Origin of the sequence: Mammaliicoccus stepanovicii (genome assembly GCF_002902525.1) — a bacterium.
GTDB classification, from domain to species: domain Bacteria; phylum Bacillota; class Bacilli; order Staphylococcales; family Staphylococcaceae; genus Mammaliicoccus; species Mammaliicoccus stepanovicii.
In genome coordinates this window covers 90,169-111,476 of sequence record NZ_PPQZ01000102.1, presented here as the reverse complement: position 1 = coordinate 111,476, position 21,308 = coordinate 90,169, and the positions used below count along the sequence as shown (strand labels likewise).

The following is a 21,308-nucleotide window of genomic DNA, read 5'->3' as shown; positions in this document are numbered from 1 at the left end:
ACCGACCTTAACTCGCTTTTAAATTCAAAGTTATCTAAAATATAGCACGGTATTAATTAGTAATCAAGTATTAACAAGTATAGAAATTGAGTAAATTTTGCGAGTCATGTTATAATCAGTATAACTGAATTGTGTATAAAGGGGTGAGAGCAATCGAATTAAATCAAAGGCAAGAGCAAATCGTACAAATTGTTAAAAGTAACGGACCTATCACAGGTGAGAAAATTGCAGATAGACTTAATTTAACACGTGCAACATTACGTCCTGATTTAGCAATCTTGACTATGGCAGGATATTTAGATGCAAGACCGAGAGTTGGATACTTTTATACAGGTAAATCGAGTACACAATTATTAAGTGATTCAATTAAGAAAATGACAATAAAAGAATCTATGGCAATCCCGGTCGTTGTAGAAGAAGATGCTTCAGTTTATGAAGCTATTTGCAAAATGTTCCTCGAAGACGTTGGAACGTTATTTGTTATAAATAAAGAAGGTTATTTAACAGGCGTTTGTTCCAGAAAAGATTTATTAAGAGCAGCAATTGGTGGTCAAAGTTTAAAGGATACGCCAGTTAGTATTAACATGAGTCGCATGCCAAATATTACAGTTTGTCTTGAAGAAGATTTATTAATTTATGCTGCTAAGTTATTGATAGATAAACAAATAGATGCATTACCAGTTGTTAAAAAATTAAAAAATAATAAAATGAAGGTCAAAGGTAGGATCACAAAAACCACTATAACGAGAGCCTTTGTTTCACTTATTGAAGACGAGTAGGAGGAAATACATAATGGAAGAAATTAGAATAATTATTGCTTCTGATTCGGTAGGTGAAACAGCCGAACTAGTTACGAAAGCATGTACATCACAATATAAAACTGAAGGTAACGCACTAGATATCGTACGATTACCTTACATAGAAAATGAAAGTAATATAAATGAGGTCGTTTCTTTAGCATTAGAACAAAAATCAATCGTAGTTTATACGCTTGTTAAACCAGAAATGAGACTATATTTAAAGGAAAAATTAGAAGAAAATAACATTGAGAATGTAGATATAATGGGACCACTGATGAGTATATTAAGTGATGAATTGAAAGAAGCACCTCTTAATGAGCCTGGAAATATTCATAAATTAGATGAAGATTATTTCAAGAAAATAGAAGCCATTGAATTTGCTGTTAAATATGATGATGGAAGAGATCCACGTGGCTTACCTAAAGCGGATATCGTATTAATTGGTGTGTCAAGAACCTCTAAGACACCATTATCACAATACTTAGCACATAAACGTTATAAAGTTATGAATGTACCTCTAGTACCTGAAGTAGCACCTCCAGAGGGTTTATTTGAAATTGATCCAAAAAAATGTATCGCACTTAAAATCAATCAGAAAAATTTAAACGCTATTAGAAGAGCGAGATTAATACAATTAGGACTAAGTGATGATGCTAACTACGCTAAAGATGATCGTATTGAAGAAGAGCTTCAATACTTTGAAGATGTCGTTAGTAAAATAGGCTGTCCTGTCTTAGATGTGTCTGACAAAGCAATTGAGGAAACTGCTAATGATATCATCAAAATAATTACTCAACAAAACCGTTAAAGGGTGAAATGATGCGTATTGAACAAGAAACCATTAATGAAATAAGAGAAAAGAACGATATCTTAGATGTTGTAAGTGAATACGTCAAATTAGAAAAACGTGGTCGAAATTATATTGGGTTATGTCCATTTCATGATGAAAAGACCCCGTCTTTTTCAGTTTCTGAAGATAAACAAATTTGCCATTGCTTCGGTTGCAAAAAGGGCGGAAATGTTTTCCAATTCATTCAAGAAATAAAATCAGTCTCTTTTATTGATGCTGTGAGTGAACTTGGTAATCGAGTTGGAATTCATATTGAACAAGAAACAACATCTCATGATACGAGTGAAATAGTAGACGACCATATCAAGATGATTGAAATGCATGAGCTTATGGCAAATAATTTCCATTACATCTTGAAGCATACTGAAGAAGGTGAAGCGGCATTAGCATATTTGAAGTCGAGAGGATTTACCGATGAATTAATAAACGATAGAAAGATAGGTTATTCACCCAATCACGCTAAATTTACACATGACTTTTTAGAGAAGAATGGTTATGAAGCAGTTTTAGCATATGAAGCAGGATTACTTAGTCGAAATGATGAAACTTTTGATTATTTTGATAGATTTAGAGATAGAATTATTTTTCCGTTACAAAATTTCCAAGGAAAGACAGTTGGTTTTTCTGGACGAACATATACAGACCAATCTCCTAAATATTTAAATAGCCCTGAAACACCGATATTTCAAAAAAGAAAAATGTTATATAATATTGATCGTGCTAGGAAAGCAATCAGACAAAATGACGAAGTGATATTATTAGAAGGATTTATGGATGTGATTAAAGCATCTGAAGCTAATATTAAACAAGTAGTCGCAACGATGGGTACTGCATTATCAAAAGAACATATAATTATGGTCAAAAAACTGGCATCTAATGTCACTTTACTGTATGATGGAGATTTCGCAGGAACTGAAGCGGCATTAAATGTCGGAAAATCTTTACTAACAGAAGGTTTAAATGTATTTGTAGTCAATTTACCAAAGAAAATGGACCCTGATGACTACATTACTGAATATGGTGAAGATGCCTTTAAATCATTTGTTGATGGCCAAAAACAATCTTACGTTGCCTTTAAAGCGCAGCAATTATATTATGCCAATGAAAATAATGATTTAAAACACGACCAACATCTAGAAGAATTAATACAAGACCTTAATTTAATTCGTTCAGAATTTTTAAGAAAAAAAGTATTGCAACAAATAGCTGATTTGTATAAAGTAGATGTTAACAGTCTAAAAAATCGTCTAGCTCCAACTATTGTACAAAATAGTATCGATTATAATTATAATGTTCCTGAAATAAAGGAAAAAAAACAAGACAAAGTCGGTAGAGCAGAACAAGCAATATTAAAACATTTTATGAACCATAAACAATTATTTTTAGAATATCATTCTAGGATTAATCAAGAAGATTTTACTTCATTGAATAATAGAGTGATTTTTTCACGTTTAAATGGGTATTATAAGAATAATGATGTTTTTAATATTAGTGATTTTTCTAGTTACATCGAAGAACATCAAGTCATGGAAACCGTGATGTATTTAGATTCAATGTTAATTAATGACGAACCTGAAAAGGATGAAATGGAAGATTACATTGAAGTGATTAGTCCAAGTGTAGACCAAGAATTAACAATTGAATATTTGAATGAACAATTAAATAGAGCAATGCAAATGGGTGATTTGGCCCTGCAAAGACAGTATTTGGAACAAATAATTCAATTTAATCGTAATAGAATGTAAGATTTAAAAAACCGGGAGGCCTATTCATGTCTGATAAAGAATTGAACAAAATCAATAGCGCTAATAATGAAGCAGTATTAAATGTAGATCAAGTGAAACACCAATTAATTGAACAAGGTAAGAAAGCAGGACATTTGAGTCATGAAGAAATAGCTGATAAATTACAAAACTTTGTAATGGATTCAGACCAAATGGATGAATTCTTTGATCAAATTAATGATAATGAAATAAACCTTATTAATGAAAAAGATTCTACAGATACAGATGAAAAATTGAATTTAAATGATTTAAGTGCTCCTCCAGGTGTGAAAATTAATGACCCAGTACGTATGTACTTAAAAGAAATTGGTAGAGTAAACTTGTTAACAGCTCAAGAAGAAATTGAGCTTGCTAAACGTATCGAAAAAGGAGACGAAGTGGCAAAATCTCGTCTTGCTGAAGCCAATTTACGACTTGTAGTAAGTATTGCGAAGCGTTATGTAGGTAGAGGAATGCTATTTTTAGACTTGATCCAAGAAGGAAATATGGGTTTAATAAAAGCAGTTGAAAAATTCGACTTCAATAAAGGATTTAAATTCTCAACTTATGCAACTTGGTGGATTCGTCAAGCTATAACAAGAGCTATTGCTGACCAAGCTAGAACAATTAGAATTCCAGTTCATATGGTTGAAACAATTAATAAACTTATTCGTGTACAACGTCAATTACTACAAGATTTAGGTAGAGACCCTTCACCAGAAGAAATTGGTGAAGAAATGGACATTACACCTGAAAAAGTTCGTGAAATTCTAAAAATTGCTCAAGAACCTGTATCACTTGAAACGCCAATAGGTGAAGAAGATGACAGTCATTTAGGTGACTTTATTGAAGATCAAGATGCACAAAGTCCTTCAGACCACGCAGCTTATGAATTGTTGAAAGAACAATTAGAAGATGTACTTGATACATTAACAGATAGAGAAGAAAATGTATTAAGATTAAGATTTGGTTTAGATGATGGTCGTACAAGAACTTTAGAAGAAGTTGGTAAAGTATTTGGCGTAACGAGAGAACGTATTCGACAAATTGAAGCAAAAGCATTACGTAAGTTAAGACACCCATCTAGAAGTAAGAGATTGAAAGATTTTATGGACTAAATACTCAAAAGTTTATATTAATCCCAAAAAGCCTTTGACAATGCTTTGTTTTAATATAAAATATAATTGTATGAAGGTTTAACAAAAGGGAGGTTGTATGAATGAATCGTAATCCTGTTATCCCGTTTATACTGATTTTATTACTCGGTGTGGGATTAATATTCTTTATGTCAGCACATGGTGCGAACAAAGAAGATGAAAAAGAAGGTGGCGGTGCAAAAACTGAGAAGTTTGACGCAGCTACATTCGCAAAAGATAATTGTACAAGTTGTCATGGACAAAATCTTGAAGGTGGAATGGGACCTAAATTAGCTGGTAATTCGAAGAAACCTGATGAAATGAAAAAGATAATTCGTGATGGTAAAGGGTCAATGCCTGCACATGACGAAGCAACGATTTCAGATAAAGATTTAGACACACTTGTCAAATATTTAAAAGACGGAGCTAAATAATACAAAAAAATCTTTTGCCTTGGCAAAAGATTTTTTTATTGAAAGGGAAATATGATGATCCAAATAAATAAGCGTTTAAGTAAAGTAAGTGAATATATAAATCATAATAAATTAGCAGATATTGGATCCGATCATGCTTATTTGCCAATTTTTGCAATTCAAAATAAATTAGTCAAAGAGGCAATAGCAGGTGAGGTTGTGAAAGGGCCATTTTTAGCTGCACAACAAAATACTAAAGCAAACGGTTTATCAAATGTAATTGATGTAAAGCTAGGCAATGGTTTAGAAGTAATTGATGAAACAGTAGATGTCATTACGATTTGTGGAATGGGTGGACCTTTAATAGCACAAATTTTAGATGATGGTAAAGATAAGTTGTCGCATTATCCTGATTTAATATTACAATCGAATATTCACGCATTACCAATCAGACAGAATTTACAACAACTCGGTTATAAAATTATGGACGAAATTTTAGTAAAAGAGAAAAAGCATATATACGAAATTATTGTTGCTAAAAAAGGTGAAATGACTTTAAGTGCTAAAGAAATGAAATTTGGACCAGTCTTCCTGAAACATAAAGATGATTTATTTATAGAGAAATGGGAAAGAGAAATAGTAGCACTAGAGAATATAACTAAACAATTAGAAGATCATCAAGATCAATCGAGAAACAATGAAATCAAACAACAGATTGTACAAATTAAAGAGGTGTTAGCATGAATGTTAAAGAACTCTTACACGTTATAGACCAACACATTCCGTTATCAACTAGTGAGTCATGGGATAATGTAGGACTCTTAATTGGAAGCGAACAGAGTAAGGTTGAGGGTGTTATGACAACTTTGGATTGTACGTTAGAAGTCGTAGATGAAGCGTTGGCTCATAATATGAACACGATTGTTGCGCATCACCCTTTAATCTTTAAAGGTGTGAAAAATATAACTGATGAAGGTTATGGCCAAATTATTAAGAAAATAATAAAGAATGATATGAACCTTATCGCGCTTCACACTAATTTGGATGCTTATGAAAAAGGTGTAAGCTATATGATTGGTCAAAAAATTGGTTTGAAAAATATGACGATACTAAATCCAAATCGTGAATCATATTTCAAAATGCAAATTTTTGTACCTGATCAAGAAGTTGAAATGATGAAAAGTGTCTTTAATGAACATCATTTAGCAGAGACAGATGAATATAGTAATGTATTCTTTCAAACACAAGGTAAAGGCCAATTTAAGCCAAGTGAAAATGCCAATCCTGCCATTGGTCAAAGGAATAAAACTGAAATTGTACATGAAACGAAACTAGAGTTTATGATTTCTTCAAAAGAAAAAGCGTTAGCGACTAAACTTGTTAATGAATATCATCCTTATGAAGAACCTGTATATGATTTTATAGAAATGAAACGTGAATCAAAATCAGGACTCGGTATCATAGGTGAACTAGATGAATCATTATCTATACATTCATTTGTTAAACTTTATAAAGAGCAATTACACATCCCAGCTGTAAGATATATTGGAAAACAAAATATAAATGTAGAACGTATAGCTATTGTAGGTGGTGCAGCAGTTGAGTATGCAGATGTAGCTAAAAATAAAAATGCAGATTTATTTATAACTGGAGATGTAAAGCATCATGAGGCATTAGATGCAATTATGGATGATATAAATATTCTTGATGCTAATCATTACAGTGAATATGTGATGAAAGAAGGTCTGAAGGATTTATTAGAAGAATGGACTGAACATCGTATTACTGTTCAAAGTTCTGAAGTGAACACAGACCCATACCAATACATGTAGTAAATAAAAGTACGATTTAAAATTATATCGCGTGTTAGATTGTTATATTTCAAAAATAAAAGGACTTAGCCATTTTAAATCAATGACTAAGTCCTTTTATTATTTCATAATTTCTACCGGTTTTGGTTTTTTAATTTTAGGTAGTATTTTATCTACAGGTACACTACTTGATAATGCTTCTTCAGGTATATGTGTTGGATCGTAATTTTTAATATAATCAATGACTTCTTTTACGATTGGTGTTGGTGTAGACGCACCAGCTGTAACAGCAACTGTACTCACATCTTGTAACCATTCTACTTTAAGTTCGCTTATATCTGAAATACGATACGCGTTAGTATGTGCAATTTCTTTAGATACTTGTGCAAGTCTATTTGAATTGTTACTCTTTGGATCTCCAACTACGATTAGTAAATCAGCCTGATTTGCTTGAGTTGCAACAGCCTCTTGTCTTACTTGAGTTGCTAAACAAATTTCTTCGTGTATCTCAATATTTGGATATTTGTCTTTAAGCTCATCCATTAAATGTTTAACATCCCACTGTGACATAGTCGTTTGGTTTGTAACGATTAATTTCTGATCCTTTAAAGAATCAGGTAGTTGCTTAACGTCATCTACAGTTTCAACTAAATGAACGATATCAGGTGCAACACCGACAGCGCCTTCAGGTTCTGGGTGGCCTTTTTTGCCTATATAAATAACTTGATATCCATCAGCTTTAACATTGCGAATTAATTGATGTGTATTCTCTACATCAGGACAAGTGGCATCTATACAGACTAATCCTTTTTCTTTAGCTCGTTGTTTTACTTGAGGTGAAACACCATGTGCAGTAAAGATAACAGTACCTTCATTTATTTGTTCTAATATTTCTAAACGATTTGGACCATCTAGTGTAACAATGCCATCTGATTCAAAAGCATCTGTAACATGTTTATTATGAACGATCATACCAAGTATATAAATTGGTCTCGGAAGTGATTTATCAAGTGAAGCATTTCTAGCAATAACCATTGCATCGACAACACCATAACAATAACCTCGTGGGGTAATTTTAATAATTTCCATACATTGCCCTCCTTATTAATCTATATTATAACAACTGTCATGTATGAAAGAAACTAAATATATCTTAAAATAAATTTTAAGCCTATCTAATTATAATAAATTACTATATAATGTATAAAGTGAAAAGAAACGAGGAGGCTCGCTTATGTCTAAGCATCCATTTGAACATTTTCAATTAGAAAATGAATTAGTAGAGGCAGTTAAAGACTTACACTTTAACCAGCCAACAGAAGTACAAAGAAGAGTAATACCCAAAATTAAAAAAGGCTCAAATATAATAGGACAATCTCAAACAGGTACTGGTAAATCCCATGCATTTTTATTACCATTATTTGATAAAATAGATGTTGATTTAAAAGAACCACAAATTATTATATTAGCACCAACAAGAGAACTTGCGAAACAGTTATATGATGCTGCTTCACATTTAGCACGATTCAAAAAAGGAATCAAAGTCAATTTATACATTGGTGGAACGGACAAATCAAGAGATATTGATAAATCAAAGAATACACCACAAGTGATCGTAGGAACACCAAATAGAATTGATGATATGGCAGTTGAACGCGCTTTAGATTTACATTTAGCTAAATCAGTTGTAGTTGATGAAGCAGATTTAATGATCGATTTAGGATTTATGCCAAAAGTTGATAGTATTGCAAGTCGACTAGATGCATCAGCACAAATTTCTGTATTTAGTGCAACTATTCCGAAAGCATTACACCCATTTTTAAATAAATATTTAAGTAATCCGGAATTTGTTGAAATTGAAACTGAATCTTCTAATAAGGATAATATCGACTTTTATTTAATACCTACTAAAGGTGAAGAGAAACAAGCTAAGATATTAAAGGTTATGCAAGTCATTAATCCTTATCTAGCTATTATATTTGCGAATAGTCGTGACCGTGCAGATGAATTAGTCAAATATTTGTCTGATGAAGGATACAAAGTTGGCGTGATTCATGGTGGATTATCTCCAAGAGAAAGAACGCAACAAATGAAACGTATTAAACAGTTAGATTTCGAATTTGTTGTTGCAAGTGATTTAGCATCAAGAGGTATAGATATTGAAGGTGTAAGTCATGTTATTAACTACGATTTACCGAAAGAAGTAGACTTCTTTACTCATAGAGTAGGTAGAACAGGTCGTGGCGACTATAAAGGCGTTGCTATAACACTTTATACGCCAGATGAAGATGATTTAATCACTCAAATTGAGAAAAGTAATTATAAATTTGAACACGTAGATGTTAAAAATGATGAATTTGTAAAAATTAAAGATCGTCAAAATAGAACAAGACGTGTGAAAAAAGAAGACAATATCGAAAAGAATTTAAAACAAAAAATTAAACGTAATAACAAAAATAAAGTAAAACCTGGATACAAGAAGAAATTTAAGAGAGAGTTAGATGAGTTGAAATTCAAAGAAAAGAAAGCTCATTCTAAACGCACAAAAAAACAAAGTAGAAAAGGTTAGGTGACATATATGTTAATCGGATCACACGTTTCTATGAGTGGTAAGAAAATGTTGCTACAAGCAGCAGAAGAAGCGGCAAGTTATAATGCTTCAACATTTATGATCTATACTGGGGCTCCACAAAACACTAGACGTAAAAGCATAGAAGATTTAAATATTGAAAATGGTCAAGCGGCAATGAAAGAATATGGATTATCAAATATAGTTGTCCATGCACCGTACATTATTAATATTGCGAATACTACAAAACCTGAAGTGTTTAATTTAGGCGTTGAGTTTTTACAAAGTGAAATTGAACGAACTGAAGCACTTGGTGCTAAAGATATCGTTCTGCATCCAGGCGCACATGTCGGTGCTGGAGAAGAAAAGGGCATAAAGAAAATTATTGAAGGTCTGAATGAAGTTTTAACAAATAATAATGACGTACGTATCGCACTAGAAACTATGGCTGGTAAAGGTTCAGAATGTGGAAAAACGTTCGAAGAGCTTGCACTGATTATGGATGGTGTTAAACATAACGAAAGATTGTCAGTATGTTTTGATACATGCCACACAAATGATGCTGGATACAATGTTAAAGAAGATTTTGATGGAGTATTAAACGAATTTGATAAAACTGTCGGACTTGATAGAATCAAAGTTGTACATGTAAATGATAGTAAAAATCCACAAGGTGCTAGAAAAGACCGCCATGAGAATATCGGTTTCGGCTCAATTGGTTTTGATGCATTACATTACATTGTACATCACGATGCATTTAAAGATGTACCAAAAATATTAGAAACACCTTATGTTGGTGATGATAAGAAGAACAAGAAACCACCCTATAAATATGAAATTGAAATGATTAAAAATGGAACTTTTGATCCGGAATTAAAAGAAAAAATCTTTAATCAATAGTTATATAATGACAAAGACATCTCAAAAATCGAAAGATTTTTATAAGAGATGTCTTTTTTATATGCAATTATTACCTTATTCGTAAACGTTACTATTTACATTTGTGTTTATTCATTGTATAGTAATTTATTGACGAGGTGAGAAAAGTGGAGAAGGAAACACCGATTTTCGAATTAAAAGATATCAGTTATAGTTATCCAAATAAATTAGCATTAAGCCATATTAATATTCAAATATATAAAGGTGACTTTTTAGCAATTGTAGGACCAAACGGTTCAGGGAAGTCAACTTTATTAAAACTTATTCTAGGATTATTACCATTACAAAAGGGTGATATCTACATTAGTGGCAATAAAATAAATCAATATAAGTCATGGGAAGATATAAGTTATGTATCACAAAAATCTAACGCTTTTAGTTCGGGATTTCCCGCTACTGTGAAAGAAGTTGTGATGAGTGGTCTAACTAAGAATAAATCTTTATTTAAGTGGTTCAATAAAGAAGATGAAAAGAAAGTAGATCAAATACTTGAACGATTAAATATAAGTGACTTAAAACATGAAAATATTGCACAACTTTCAGGGGGACAACAGCAACGTACTTTTATTGCGCGAGCATTAATATCTAAGCCAAGTATACTGATATTAGATGAACCAACTGTAGGTATAGATGCGAGACATGTTTCTGAATTCTATCAATTATTAACAAGACTTAAAAATGAAGGTATTACAATCATACTTGTTACACATGATATTGGTGTTGTAGCAGATACAGCTAGTCAAGTAGCATGTTTAAATCAACATATTCATTTCCATGGAACGAGTGAATCATTTAAATCATTAGATGAAGTTTCAATTTCTAAAATCTACGGTCATCCAGTTCAATTTGTTGATCATCAACACGAAAGGTCGTGTTGTATGTGATAGATGCGTTTATTAATTTTGATTTTATTAGATATTCATTTATAAGTGGTGTTTTAGTAGGATTGATTGCGCCGTTAATAGGTGCTTTTATTGTTGTAAGGAGATTGTCTTTAATTGCAGATGCATTAAGTCATGTAACGCTAGGTGGCATATCGATGGGCTTGTTTCTTACGTCACTCAGCCCAATATTTACAGCTATTAATCCAATTTGGTTTGGTATTATCTTCTCTATCATTGGTGCTTTACTGATAGAGCAATTAAGAACAGAATATAAGCATTACCAAGAAATCGCAATACCTATCATAATGAGTGCGGGTATTGGTTTAAGTGTCATATTCATTTCATTAGCAAACGGATTTAATCAAGATTTATTTGGTTATTTATTTGGATCCATTAGTGCGGTGAATATTAGTGATCTCATGACTATTATTGTCATCACTATTGTAGTCTTATTATTTGTAGGATTGCTTTATAAATCACTCTTTGTACTTTCATTTGATGAGGAATATGCAAAAGTAATCGGCATGCCAAAATGGATCCAATTATTATTTATCGTCATCGTTGCTTTAGTGATTTCAGCTTCAATGAGAGTAGTTGGTATACTATTAGTCAGTAGTTTAATGACTTTACCAGTTGCTACGAGTATGAGGCTTTCTAGAGGGTTTAAACAACTCATAGCCTTAAGTATCATATTCGGTGAAGTTTCTGTTATTCTAGGATTAGTGCTTTCATTTTATTTGAATATCTCACCAGGTGGTATTATAGTTGGTTTATTAATTATAGAATTACTTATTAGTATAGCTTATAGTAAGTTATTAATTAAAAAAGGGGGCTATCATCGTGAAGGTAGAGGAAGCAATTCAAATATTGAAGAATGATGGTCATAAATTCACAAATAAGCGTAAGGATATTATTTCTTTATTCGTAAATGAGGATAAATATATTACTGCTAAATATATACAAGAAGCATTAAAAGATAATTATACAGGCCTTTCATTCGATACGATTTATAGAAACCTTTATTTATTTAAAGATTTAAATATAATAGAAGCTACTGAAATAGATGGTGAAATGAAATTCCGTATTGCATGTCAAAGTCATCACCACCATCATTTTATTTGTGAATCTTGTGGAACTACAAAAGTAATAGATATTTGCCCAATGGATTCGATTAAACAACAATTGCCTAATGTTGAAATTGGATCACATAAACTAGAAGTTTATGGTAAATGTGAATTGTGTAAATAGATTAATATCAAGAAAGAGTCTGGGACATAATGAATAAGTCCCAGACTCTTTTTTGATAAAATGAGATTTCTGTCCCACTCTTTTATAATTTTTGTAAAAGTGGAGTTACTTCATGCCAATTTTTAATTCTAAATATCCCATTATTTAGTCTCTTTTGGTTATAAGGTGTATCGAATAGAAATACAGGAATATTTAAAATTTGGTTAATATCTTCTGCATTATCTAGTTTATCTTCAAAAAATATATCGATATTTTGTTTTTTTGTTACTTCTAATTTATTATGGCTGCCAGTTAAAGTTATTCGATCGAACGGAATGTCATGGATTCGAAACCACTCTTTCGTAATATCTTCAAGATAATGGTGTCTAGCACTTATATAATAAAGTTCATAATGGTGCTTTAATTGATTTAAAATATCTTTTGCGCCTTCTGCGACAGGGGAGTTTTTATAAATATGTGTTTCGTTGTCTTTAAACCAATTATGTATGATTTCTTCTTCACATGAAAGAACATTGGCTAAATTATATTCTGTAATGTCTTCATATTTTAATTCATTGTTAAAATCTTTTTGTAAATAAGGGACGAATGTTTTAGGGCAAGTCACTGTTCCATCAATATCTATACCTAATCTTGGTTTATGCGTCATAAGATCACCTTTAATTTATATATTTAATTCAAACTTCTGCGAAATAATAGAGAGTCTAGGACTAAACTAATATGTCCTAGACTCTTATGTTATGCTTTTTGACTTGCTCTGTCTTGTTCCATTTCTAATGCAAGTTTGTCTATTTCTTTCTTCAATTCATCTACCATAGTTTCTTCTGGTACTTTTCGAACTGTTTTACCTTTCATAAATAGAAGGCCTTCTCCTCTTGCGCCAGCAATACCTATATCAGCTTCTCTCGCTTCTCCTGGACCATTTACAGCACAACCTAGTACTGCAACTTTAAGCGGTACTTGTAGCTTAGATATATACTCCTCAACTTCATTTGCAATTGAAATTAAATCTATTTCGATACGACCACAAGTAGGACAAGCTATTAAAGTAGCTGCATTACTCGCAAGACCAAATGCTTTTAATAAAGACTTAGCAACTTTTATTTCTTCAACTGGATCAGCTGATAAAGAAATACGACAAGTATTGCCAATACCAAGTGCAAGTATTGCACCTAATCCTGCAGATGATTTAACCGTACCATTAAATAATGTACCACTTTCTGTAATACCTAAGTGAAGTGGGTAGTCAAATGCTTTTGCAGCTTTCGTATAAGCTTCAATTGCTAAGTTAACATCACTAGCTTTCATAGAAACGATTATGTCATGGAAGTCTAAATCTTCTAGAATTTTAATATGGTGTAGTGCACTTTCAACCATACCATCAGCCGTTGGATACCCATATTTCTTAATTATATGCTTTTCGAGTGAACCTGCATTCACACCGATACGTATCGGAATGCCTTTAGCTTTACATGCATTCACTACCGCTTCGACTTTTTCACGTCTACCAATATTACCTGGATTGATACGTATTTTGTCAGCACCATTTTCTATAGCAATTAATGCTAATTTATAATTGAAATGTATGTCAACAACAAGTGGTATATTAATTTGTGCTTTAATATCTTTAATTGCATAAGCATCTTCTTCATTTGGACAAGCAACACGAACTATTTGGCAACCTGCTTCTTCTAAACGCTTGATTTCAGCAACTGTTGCTTCGACATCATGTGTTTTTGTAGTCGTCATACTTTGAATAACGACTTCATCTGAACCGCCAATCGTTAAATCTCCAACTTTAACAGGCCTAGTTTTAGTACGATGAGTAATTTCTGACATGATAAGACTCCTTTATATAAATTTCCTATGATTTTAGATTAGCATGTTTCTTTCCGTTTGGTAAGTAATATGCCGTAACGATGATACCAACAATTATTATACACCATGATACGATTATTAATAAAGTGTTCGAGACGACTATTCCTAATAATAGGACTAAAGTCGGAAGCGTTATAATAAATGTTGATGCTTTCAGCCAAGTCATGAATCTTGTTTTTTTGTTTAAAGTTCGAGAAATAATATGAGCAATCAATGCGACTATACCTATTTTAAGAGATAAACTCACCATTTGAATAAATAGTAATAATAGCAATATGATGGCTAAATAAAAATATTTAGAACTATTAATCGTATCTATAAATGAAGATAAATCTTGTTCATTGGTCACAATTGTAGAAATTGAACCATAGCTTAGCTCAGTATGTTTGTTATAATCTGATATTTCGATATGGTCTGGTTTAAATACAATTAAATGGTTGTTTTCCATGTTAAAATGATTAGATTTTGTAAATACGATTGCTTGTTCGTTATCTAGATGAATGATTTTTTCTTGAGATAATTTCATTTGATTTTGATCAATCGTAAACTTTGGTATTTCATTTACTTCATGATGCACTAGTGCTGATAAACTTTGAGTGATTTGAAAGTAATGTGTTGAGCTTGGCAAGATTAATATAAAACTTAACACTAATATATGAAGAAAGATGTATCTCAACTTTGTAATTCGGTACATTGGGTATTTCTTTGGATGCATAAAAAGTCTTCTCAATTCTTTAACATATTGCATGTGTTCACCTCTTTATACCTTAATCATAATGATAAAAATTATGATTCGCAATAACTTATAGCATTTAAAATTAATTTTAAATATAAAATAAACAAATTGTTTGTTATCACTGATTAATCTTGATAAGATAAGTATGTAAAACAAATGAGGAGGATGATTATTTATGGCTTTTGAATTACCAAAATTACCATATGCATATGATGCATTAGAACCACACATTGACAAAGAAACTATGGAGATTCATCATACGAAACACCATAACACTTATGTTACGAAATTAAATGATGCAATCAAAGGAACAGATTTAGAAAGCAAATCTATTGAAGATATTGTGAAAAACTTAAATTCTGTACCTGATAATATCCGTACTGCAGTTCAAAACAATGGTGGCGGACATTTAAATCATTCATTATTCTGGGAACTGTTAACACCAAACGGTTCAGAACCATCTGGTGAAATTGTAGATGCAATTAGTTCTACATTCGGTTCATTAGATAAATTTAAAGAAGAATTTGCTGCAGCTGCTGCAGGTCGCTTCGGATCAGGTTGGGCATGGTTAGTTGTAGATAACGGTGAATTAGCAATCGTTTCAACGCCAAACCAAGACAACCCAGTTTCTGAAGGTAAAACACCTGTATTAGGCTTAGACGTTTGGGAACATGCTTATTACTTAAATTACCAAAACAGACGTCCAGATTACATCAATGCATTCTGGAACGTAGTTAATTGGGATAAAGTAAATGAATTATACCAAGCAGCTAAATAATTTGCTCTAGATAATTAAAATGGAGTCTTGATTTCATTTTATCATTAATGGTCACTTTACTAGATGTAATGTCTAGTAGAGTGACCTTTTTATATGATGATATATAATGTTTATGTCGTGTTATGATAAGCTAACAGAATGATAACAAAGGGAATTATTTCTATATATAGTAAATATAATAAATAAATCGAAATAATATATGTTTTGGACAGACTGTTTTTTTATTAAATGCTATAATATCAATAGCATTGTAAGTCATAATCATATATGATGAAATTATTATATCTGATTCAAAAAGGTAGGTTTAGTTGTTGAAGCGAGTAAAAAAGATATCAAAAGAAGAAGTATTCCGACATTTAATGAATAAGCGGGTCAGCTTTATTCTAGCTGTTGTAGTGATTTTGTTTTCAGTACTAATTATGCGTTTAGGGTACTTGCAAATCGTTAAAGGTGGAGAGTATAAGCGAACGATAGATAGCACTGAATCTATTACAGTAAATGAGTCTGTTCCACGTGGTAGAATTTATGATAGAAACGGAAAGATATTAGTCGATAATGAATCGAAAAAAGCAATTACATATACGAGAGATAGAAGAACGAGTCAGGACGATATTTTAAAAATCGCCAAAAAATTATCTCATTTAATGAAGATGGACACATCTAATATTACAGATCGAGATAAGCAAGATTATTGGATATTAGAAAATCAAGATAAAGTTCAAAAATTAATGAAAACTGAACAAGCGTTATTTTCTGATGGAAACATAAGTCAAGATGATTATGATGAAGCATTATACAAAAAAGTAACCTCTAAATATACAGATCAATTGTCTAAACATGATTTACAAGTATTAGCTATTTTTAGAATAATGAATTCAGGTAGTCAACTTAGTCCAGTCGTCATCAAGAACGAAGATGTTAACGATGAAGAATATGCTTCTGTTTCTCAACATTTATCAGAATTACCTGGTGTTAATACAACAATGGATTGGGAAAGAAGATATCCATATGGCAATACGTTAAAAACTTTATTTGGCTCTGTGTCTAGTAAAGAAGAAGGATTGCCTAAAGAGTTAGTTAATGATTACTTAGCGAAAGGTTACTCTAGAAATGATAGAGTAGGTAAATCATACTTAGAATATCAATATGAAGATATTCTTAAAGGCTCAAAAAAGAAAATGAAATATATAACAGATAAATCAGGAAAGATAACAAGTACTGAAGTCATCTCACAAGGTTCACGTGGAAATGACTTAGTTTTAACGATTGATATAGATTTACAGAAAAAATTAGAAGAAATTGTAGATAAACATATTGAGTCACTGCGTAGTAAAGGTGCAAGAGATATGGACCGTGTTATGGTCGTCGTACAAGATCCTAGAAATGGTGATGTTCTTGCAATGGCTGGCCGTGATATCGATGAAAATGGCGAAATAACAGATAACCATATAGGTAACTTCACTAGCCAATATACGGTTGGTTCTTCTGTCAAAGGTGCAACTTTATTAACTGGATACCAAAATGGTGTACTTAATGTAGGAGATACGATGGTTGATGAGCCGCTTAAATTTAACGGCGGATTAACTAAACGTTCATACTTTAACCAAAATGGCAGAAAAACAATTACGGATGCAGAAGCTTTAATGCACTCATCAAACGTATTCATGTATAAAACAGCTTTATTACTTGCTGGATCACCTTACCAAAGTGGTATGTCATTACCGTCTGATGTAGAGAAAGCAGGTATTAAGTTACGTAAAGGACTGAATCAAGTAGGTCTTGGCGTTAAAACAGGTATTGATTTACCAAACGAATCAGCAGGTCAAATTGAACCAATTAAAGATAATCCTGGAAACTATATTGACCTTGCTATTGGTCAGTTTGATACTTATACGCCTATTCAATTATCACAATATGTTGCGACAATCGCGAATGATGGCTATCGTTTGAAGCCACATATAGCGAAAGAAATTAGAAATTCAACAAATGAAGATGATTTAGGACCAATCAAAAAATCATTTAAAGGCGAAGTAATGAACAAAGTGAATAATAGTGATAAAGAGATTAAGCAAGTTCAAAAAGGATTTGATATGGCATTTAACCAACAAGAAGGAACAGGTTATAGTAGTTTCCATAACACAGTAGTTAAATCAGCTGGTAAGACGGGTACTGCAGAAGTCTTTAAAGATGGAAAACCTAAAGTTAACTCAACTTATATTGGGTATGCACCAGAAAAAAATCCAGAACTATCATTCTCAATCACATATACAAACCAACCAGTACCAGAACCATGGTTGCCAGGTGGAGATTTAGGTAGAGATCTTATAAATTATTATTTTAAAGATAGAAAATAATAAATATAGTCAGAACAAAAGACTCATTTACTAATAAAATTAAATAATTTGAGACATAATTGTCTTGGAACATAGAAAACCATAAAATTTCTTTAATTATATAAAGAGATTTTATGGTTTTTTTGTCTTTTTGAAGTGGCATTTTTGAAATATATGGCTCAAATACGATATTAATTTGGAATTAACATAAACTTTACATTTAATTTATTTGTCCTTAATAAATAAATTGTAAAGTAAAGGTGTAGTAAAGAATAGGGTGAATTAATTAGGAGGATTTAACATGAAAAAATGGCAATTAATCGGTACAACAACTGCATTAAGTTCAGCATTAGTTTTAGGTGCTTGTGGGGGAGCAGCTGATAAAGCTGGTTCGGGAGATTCTAAATCAGGATCAAATGATAAAAAACTAAGTGGCGAAGTTAAAGGTGATGGCTCGTCAACAGTTGCACCTGTAATGGAAAAGATTAATGAAGATTTCAGTAAGGAGAACCCAGATGTATCCGTATCAATTGGTGTTTCAGGTACTGGTGGTGGATTTGAAAAATTCATAGCAGGTGAAACTGATTTTTCAAATGCTTCTAGAGATATTAAAGATGAAGAAAAAGATAAACTTAAAAAAGAAAAAATAGATTATACAGAATTTAAAGTAGCTCAAGATGGGTTAACAGTCGCAGTAAATAAAGAGAATGACTTTGTAAAAGAATTAAGTATGGATGAATTAGCTAAAATTTATAGCGGTAAAGCTAAGACATGGAAAGATGTAAATCCAAAATACCCGAATAAAAAAATTAAAGCATTTTCACCAGATCAATCACATGGAACTTATGATTTCTTCAGTGAAGAAGTTTTAGATGAAAAAGATTTAGTATCTGAAAAAAATGCTGATACAAATGTCATTGTTAAATCAGTACAAGATAACAAAGATTCAATCGGATTTTTCGGCTTTAACTTCTACCAAGAAAATAAAGATTCACTAAAAGCCGTTAAAATTAAAGATGATGGAAAAGCAGTAAAACCATCAGACAAAACTATAAATGACAGTTCTTATCCATTGAGTAGACCATTATTCGTATATGCTAAGAATAAATCACTTGAAGACAATAAAGCATTTTATGGATTTATGGAATACGTAATTGATAATTCAAAAGGCGCTGCGAAAGATGCGGGTTATGTAGCACTTAAAGATGAAGAATATAAAAAAGACAAAAAGACATTAGAAAAATTCAAAAAATAATATTAAATATATAAATGCAAAGGGCACTTAATTGTTGCCCTTTTTCAAAATGAGGGAGTTATTAGTATGAATGAACAAACTTCAGTACAGGAACTTATTAAACGGAACAACCATAATAAGGGAAAAGTGTTCGCTGATAAAGCTGTTCCAATTGTATTGTTACTCATTGCTTCTGTGTCAGTTTTAACTACAATCGGGATATTATTCACACTGCTTACAGAAACAGTGACATTTTTTTCAAGAGTAAGTCCAATAGAATTTTTATTTTCTAAAGAATGGGCACCATTTTCTTCAGATCCGAAATATGGCATTTTCTCTTTAATATTAGGTACTTTAAAAGTAACGGCAGTTGCTACTATTTTTGCTGTGCCAGTAGGGTTAGGTGCTTCGTTGTATTTAAGTGAGTATGCAACTGATAGAACGAGAAGAATCATTAAACCTATTTTAGAGATTTTAGCTGGTATACCAACAATTGTTTATGGTTTCTTTGCACTCACGTTTGTAACACCAATATTAAGAGATGTGTTTCCAGATTTGGGAAGTTTCAACTCGATAAGTCCTGGGTTAGTCATTGGGGTCATGATCATCCCTATGATTACAAGTATGAGTGAGGATGCAATGAGTTCAGTTCCAGAATCTATTAAAGAAGGCGCATTGGGGCTAGGTGCAACTAAATTCGAATTAGCAACGAAAGTTGTATTTCCTGCAGCACTCTCTGGTATTATCGCCTCTATCGTATTAGCTATTTCTAGAGCGATTGGTGAAACGATGATTGTTTCGTTAGCAGCAGGTAGCACACCTGATTCTAGCTTTAGTTTAACTGGATCTATACAAACAATGACTGGTTTTATCGTTCAAGTAGCTACAGGTGATGCAACTTACGGTTCAGATATTTATTACAGTATTTATGCTGTAGGTTTTACATTATTCTTATTCACGTTTGTAATGAATATTATTTCACAATGGATTACGAAGCGTTTCAGAGAGGAGTATTAATATGTCAGAAGCTCATTTAGTAGATCAGAAACTTGTACAAAGAAAATTACCTAAACGATTAATAAAAAACAAATTAATCAAAGGTGTATTTTTAGTTTGTACTTTAATTGGTTTAGTCGTCCTTGCTATTTTGCTATTTGACATATTTAGAAAAGGTATACCATATTTAAATGCAGATTTCTTTACTCATTTTTCATCAACTACGCCGAGTAGTGCAGGAATCAAAGGTGCATTAGTAGGGACACTTTGGTTGATGATGACAATTGCACCAATTGCCATAATCTTAGGTGTTGGTACAGCAATTTATATGGTTGAATATGCAACAGAAAATTGGTTTACAAAATTTATTCGTGTCAATATATCTAATTTAGCCGGTGTTCCATCCGTAGTATTTGGTCTACTTGGATTAACTATATTTGTTCGTGGAGCGGGAATTGAAAATCTATCACTTGGTAAAACAGTGATCTCAGCAGCATTAACGATGTCACTTATGATATTACCAATTATAATTGTTGCGAGTCAGGAAGCATTAAAGGCAGTGCCAAGTTCAATTAGAGAAGCATCACTTGGATTAGGTGCAACGAAATGGCAAACGATTAAGAATATAGTCCTCCCTGCATCGATACCAGGTATATTAACGGGTACAATTCTAGCTTTATCACGTGCTTTAGGTGAAACAGCACCACTTGTGGTAATTGGAATTCCTGCCATTTTAATGAAAACGCCAAATAGTATATTTGAGTCATTTCAAGCATTACCAATGCAAATTTATAATTGGGCAAAATTGCCTCAAGCAGATTTTCAGTTAGTTTCTTCAGCAGCAATTATTGTATTACTCATTATTTTAATTCTGATGAATTCAATCGCGATATTTATTAGAAATAAGTATCAAAGAAAGCTATAAATTCAAATGAAGAGAGGT

Annotated in this window: 21 protein-coding genes; 17 read left to right on the top strand and 4 right to left on the bottom strand. The window is 31.9% G+C overall.

Annotation, left to right across the window (positions count from 1 at the left end; translation table 11 throughout):
- Positions 1-143: 143 nt before the first annotated feature.
- From ccpN to CD111_RS10840, 7 genes are all read left to right on the top strand, one after another.
- Positions 144-779 (top strand): transcriptional regulator CcpN, encoded by a 636-nt coding sequence (gene ccpN / locus CD111_RS10870; protein WP_095087758.1) that lies wholly within the window; start codon positions 144-146, stop codon positions 777-779.
- A gap of 13 nt (positions 780-792) precedes the next feature.
- Positions 793-1,608 carry a pyruvate, water dikinase regulatory protein gene (locus tag CD111_RS10865; protein ID WP_095087761.1) on the top strand — a complete coding sequence of 272 codons (816 nt, stop codon included), beginning with the start codon at positions 793-795 and terminating at the stop codon, positions 1,606-1,608.
- Between the two features lie 11 nt (positions 1,609-1,619).
- Positions 1,620-3,395: a DNA primase gene (dnaG, locus tag CD111_RS10860; protein ID WP_095087764.1), complete on the top strand. Its 1,776-nt coding sequence runs from the start codon at positions 1,620-1,622 to the stop codon at positions 3,393-3,395.
- Positions 3,396-3,421: 26 nt separating this feature from the next.
- On the top strand, positions 3,422-4,531 hold the full coding sequence (rpoD, locus tag CD111_RS10855) for an RNA polymerase sigma factor RpoD (protein ID WP_095087766.1): 1,110 nt from the start codon (positions 3,422-3,424) through the stop codon (positions 4,529-4,531).
- A gap of 101 nt (positions 4,532-4,632) precedes the next feature.
- Positions 4,633-4,983 carry a c-type cytochrome gene (locus CD111_RS10850; RefSeq protein ID WP_095087768.1) on the top strand — a complete coding sequence of 117 codons (351 nt, stop codon included), beginning with the start codon at positions 4,633-4,635 and terminating at the stop codon, positions 4,981-4,983.
- Between the two features lie 54 nt (positions 4,984-5,037).
- Positions 5,038-5,706 (top strand): tRNA (adenine(22)-N(1))-methyltransferase, encoded by a 669-nt coding sequence (locus CD111_RS10845; RefSeq protein ID WP_095087770.1) that lies wholly within the window; start codon positions 5,038-5,040, stop codon positions 5,704-5,706.
- Positions 5,703-6,794 carry a Nif3-like dinuclear metal center hexameric protein gene (locus tag CD111_RS10840; RefSeq protein ID WP_095087772.1) on the top strand — a complete coding sequence of 364 codons (1,092 nt, stop codon included), beginning with the start codon at positions 5,703-5,705 and terminating at the stop codon, positions 6,792-6,794. Before CD111_RS10845 ends, CD111_RS10840 begins: the two co-directional genes overlap by 4 nt.
- Before the next feature lie 99 nt (positions 6,795-6,893).
- Here CD111_RS10840 and CD111_RS10835 read toward each other — a convergent pair whose 3' ends face one another.
- Entirely contained in the window at positions 6,894-7,862 is a 969-nt protein-coding gene (locus CD111_RS10835; RefSeq protein WP_095087774.1) for a 4-hydroxy-3-methylbut-2-enyl diphosphate reductase, read from the bottom strand.
- 145 nt (positions 7,863-8,007) lie between these two features.
- Between CD111_RS10835 and CD111_RS10830 the strand changes: the two genes are divergently transcribed.
- From CD111_RS10830 to CD111_RS10810, 5 genes are all read left to right on the top strand, one after another.
- The gene (locus CD111_RS10830; protein ID WP_095087777.1) at positions 8,008-9,342 is read left to right on the top strand and encodes a DEAD/DEAH box helicase; all 1,335 of its coding nucleotides are present in this window, start codon (positions 8,008-8,010) and stop codon (positions 9,340-9,342) included.
- 9 nt (positions 9,343-9,351) lie between these two features.
- A complete protein-coding gene (locus tag CD111_RS10825) occupies positions 9,352-10,242 on the top strand; it encodes a deoxyribonuclease IV (RefSeq protein WP_095087782.1) in 891 nt (296 codons plus the stop codon).
- A 146-nt stretch (positions 10,243-10,388) separates the two neighbouring features.
- Positions 10,389-11,165 carry a metal ABC transporter ATP-binding protein gene (locus tag CD111_RS10820; RefSeq protein ID WP_095087783.1) on the top strand — a complete coding sequence of 259 codons (777 nt, stop codon included), beginning with the start codon at positions 10,389-10,391 and terminating at the stop codon, positions 11,163-11,165.
- Positions 11,162-12,043 (top strand): metal ABC transporter permease, encoded by an 882-nt coding sequence (locus tag CD111_RS10815; protein WP_095087784.1) that lies wholly within the window; start codon positions 11,162-11,164, stop codon positions 12,041-12,043. The genes CD111_RS10820 and CD111_RS10815 overlap by 4 nt, the downstream gene beginning before the upstream one ends.
- Entirely contained in the window at positions 12,006-12,413 is a 408-nt protein-coding gene (locus tag CD111_RS10810) for a Fur family transcriptional regulator (protein WP_095087786.1), read from the top strand. The genes CD111_RS10815 and CD111_RS10810 overlap by 38 nt, the downstream gene beginning before the upstream one ends.
- A gap of 82 nt (positions 12,414-12,495) precedes the next feature.
- Here the strand turns inward: CD111_RS10810 and CD111_RS10805 are convergent, their stop codons facing one another.
- The 3 genes from CD111_RS10805 to CD111_RS10795 form a co-directional block, all read right to left on the bottom strand.
- Positions 12,496-13,059 (bottom strand): hypothetical protein, encoded by a 564-nt coding sequence (locus tag CD111_RS10805; protein WP_095087787.1) that lies wholly within the window; start codon positions 13,057-13,059, stop codon positions 12,496-12,498.
- Positions 13,060-13,148: 89 nt separating this feature from the next.
- A complete protein-coding gene (gene ispG, locus CD111_RS10800; RefSeq protein ID WP_188350509.1) occupies positions 13,149-14,240 on the bottom strand; it encodes a flavodoxin-dependent (E)-4-hydroxy-3-methylbut-2-enyl-diphosphate synthase in 1,092 nt (363 codons plus the stop codon).
- A gap of 34 nt (positions 14,241-14,274) precedes the next feature.
- Positions 14,275-15,036 carry a DUF1189 family protein gene (locus CD111_RS10795; RefSeq protein ID WP_095087790.1) on the bottom strand — a complete coding sequence of 254 codons (762 nt, stop codon included), beginning with the start codon at positions 15,034-15,036 and terminating at the stop codon, positions 14,275-14,277.
- Between the two features lie 163 nt (positions 15,037-15,199).
- Here CD111_RS10795 and CD111_RS10790 point away from each other — a divergent pair, with 163 nt between their 5' ends.
- From CD111_RS10790 to pstA, 5 genes are all read left to right on the top strand, one after another.
- Positions 15,200-15,802 (top strand): superoxide dismutase, encoded by a 603-nt coding sequence (locus tag CD111_RS10790; protein WP_095087791.1) that lies wholly within the window; start codon positions 15,200-15,202, stop codon positions 15,800-15,802.
- 308 nt (positions 15,803-16,110) lie between these two features.
- Positions 16,111-18,156, top strand: a complete 2,046-nt coding sequence (locus tag CD111_RS10785) for a peptidoglycan D,D-transpeptidase FtsI family protein (RefSeq protein WP_095087793.1) — start codon at positions 16,111-16,113, stop codon at positions 18,154-18,156.
- Positions 18,157-18,436: 280 nt separating this feature from the next.
- On the top strand, positions 18,437-19,390 hold the full coding sequence (locus CD111_RS10780) for a PstS family phosphate ABC transporter substrate-binding protein (protein ID WP_095087794.1): 954 nt from the start codon (positions 18,437-18,439) through the stop codon (positions 19,388-19,390).
- Between the two features lie 66 nt (positions 19,391-19,456).
- Positions 19,457-20,386, top strand: a complete 930-nt coding sequence (pstC, locus tag CD111_RS10775; protein ID WP_095087795.1) for a phosphate ABC transporter permease subunit PstC — start codon at positions 19,457-19,459, stop codon at positions 20,384-20,386.
- A gap of 1 nt (position 20,387) precedes the next feature.
- Entirely contained in the window at positions 20,388-21,290 is a 903-nt protein-coding gene (pstA, locus tag CD111_RS10770) for a phosphate ABC transporter permease PstA (RefSeq protein ID WP_095087796.1), read from the top strand.
- Positions 21,291-21,308 lie beyond the last annotated feature (18 nt).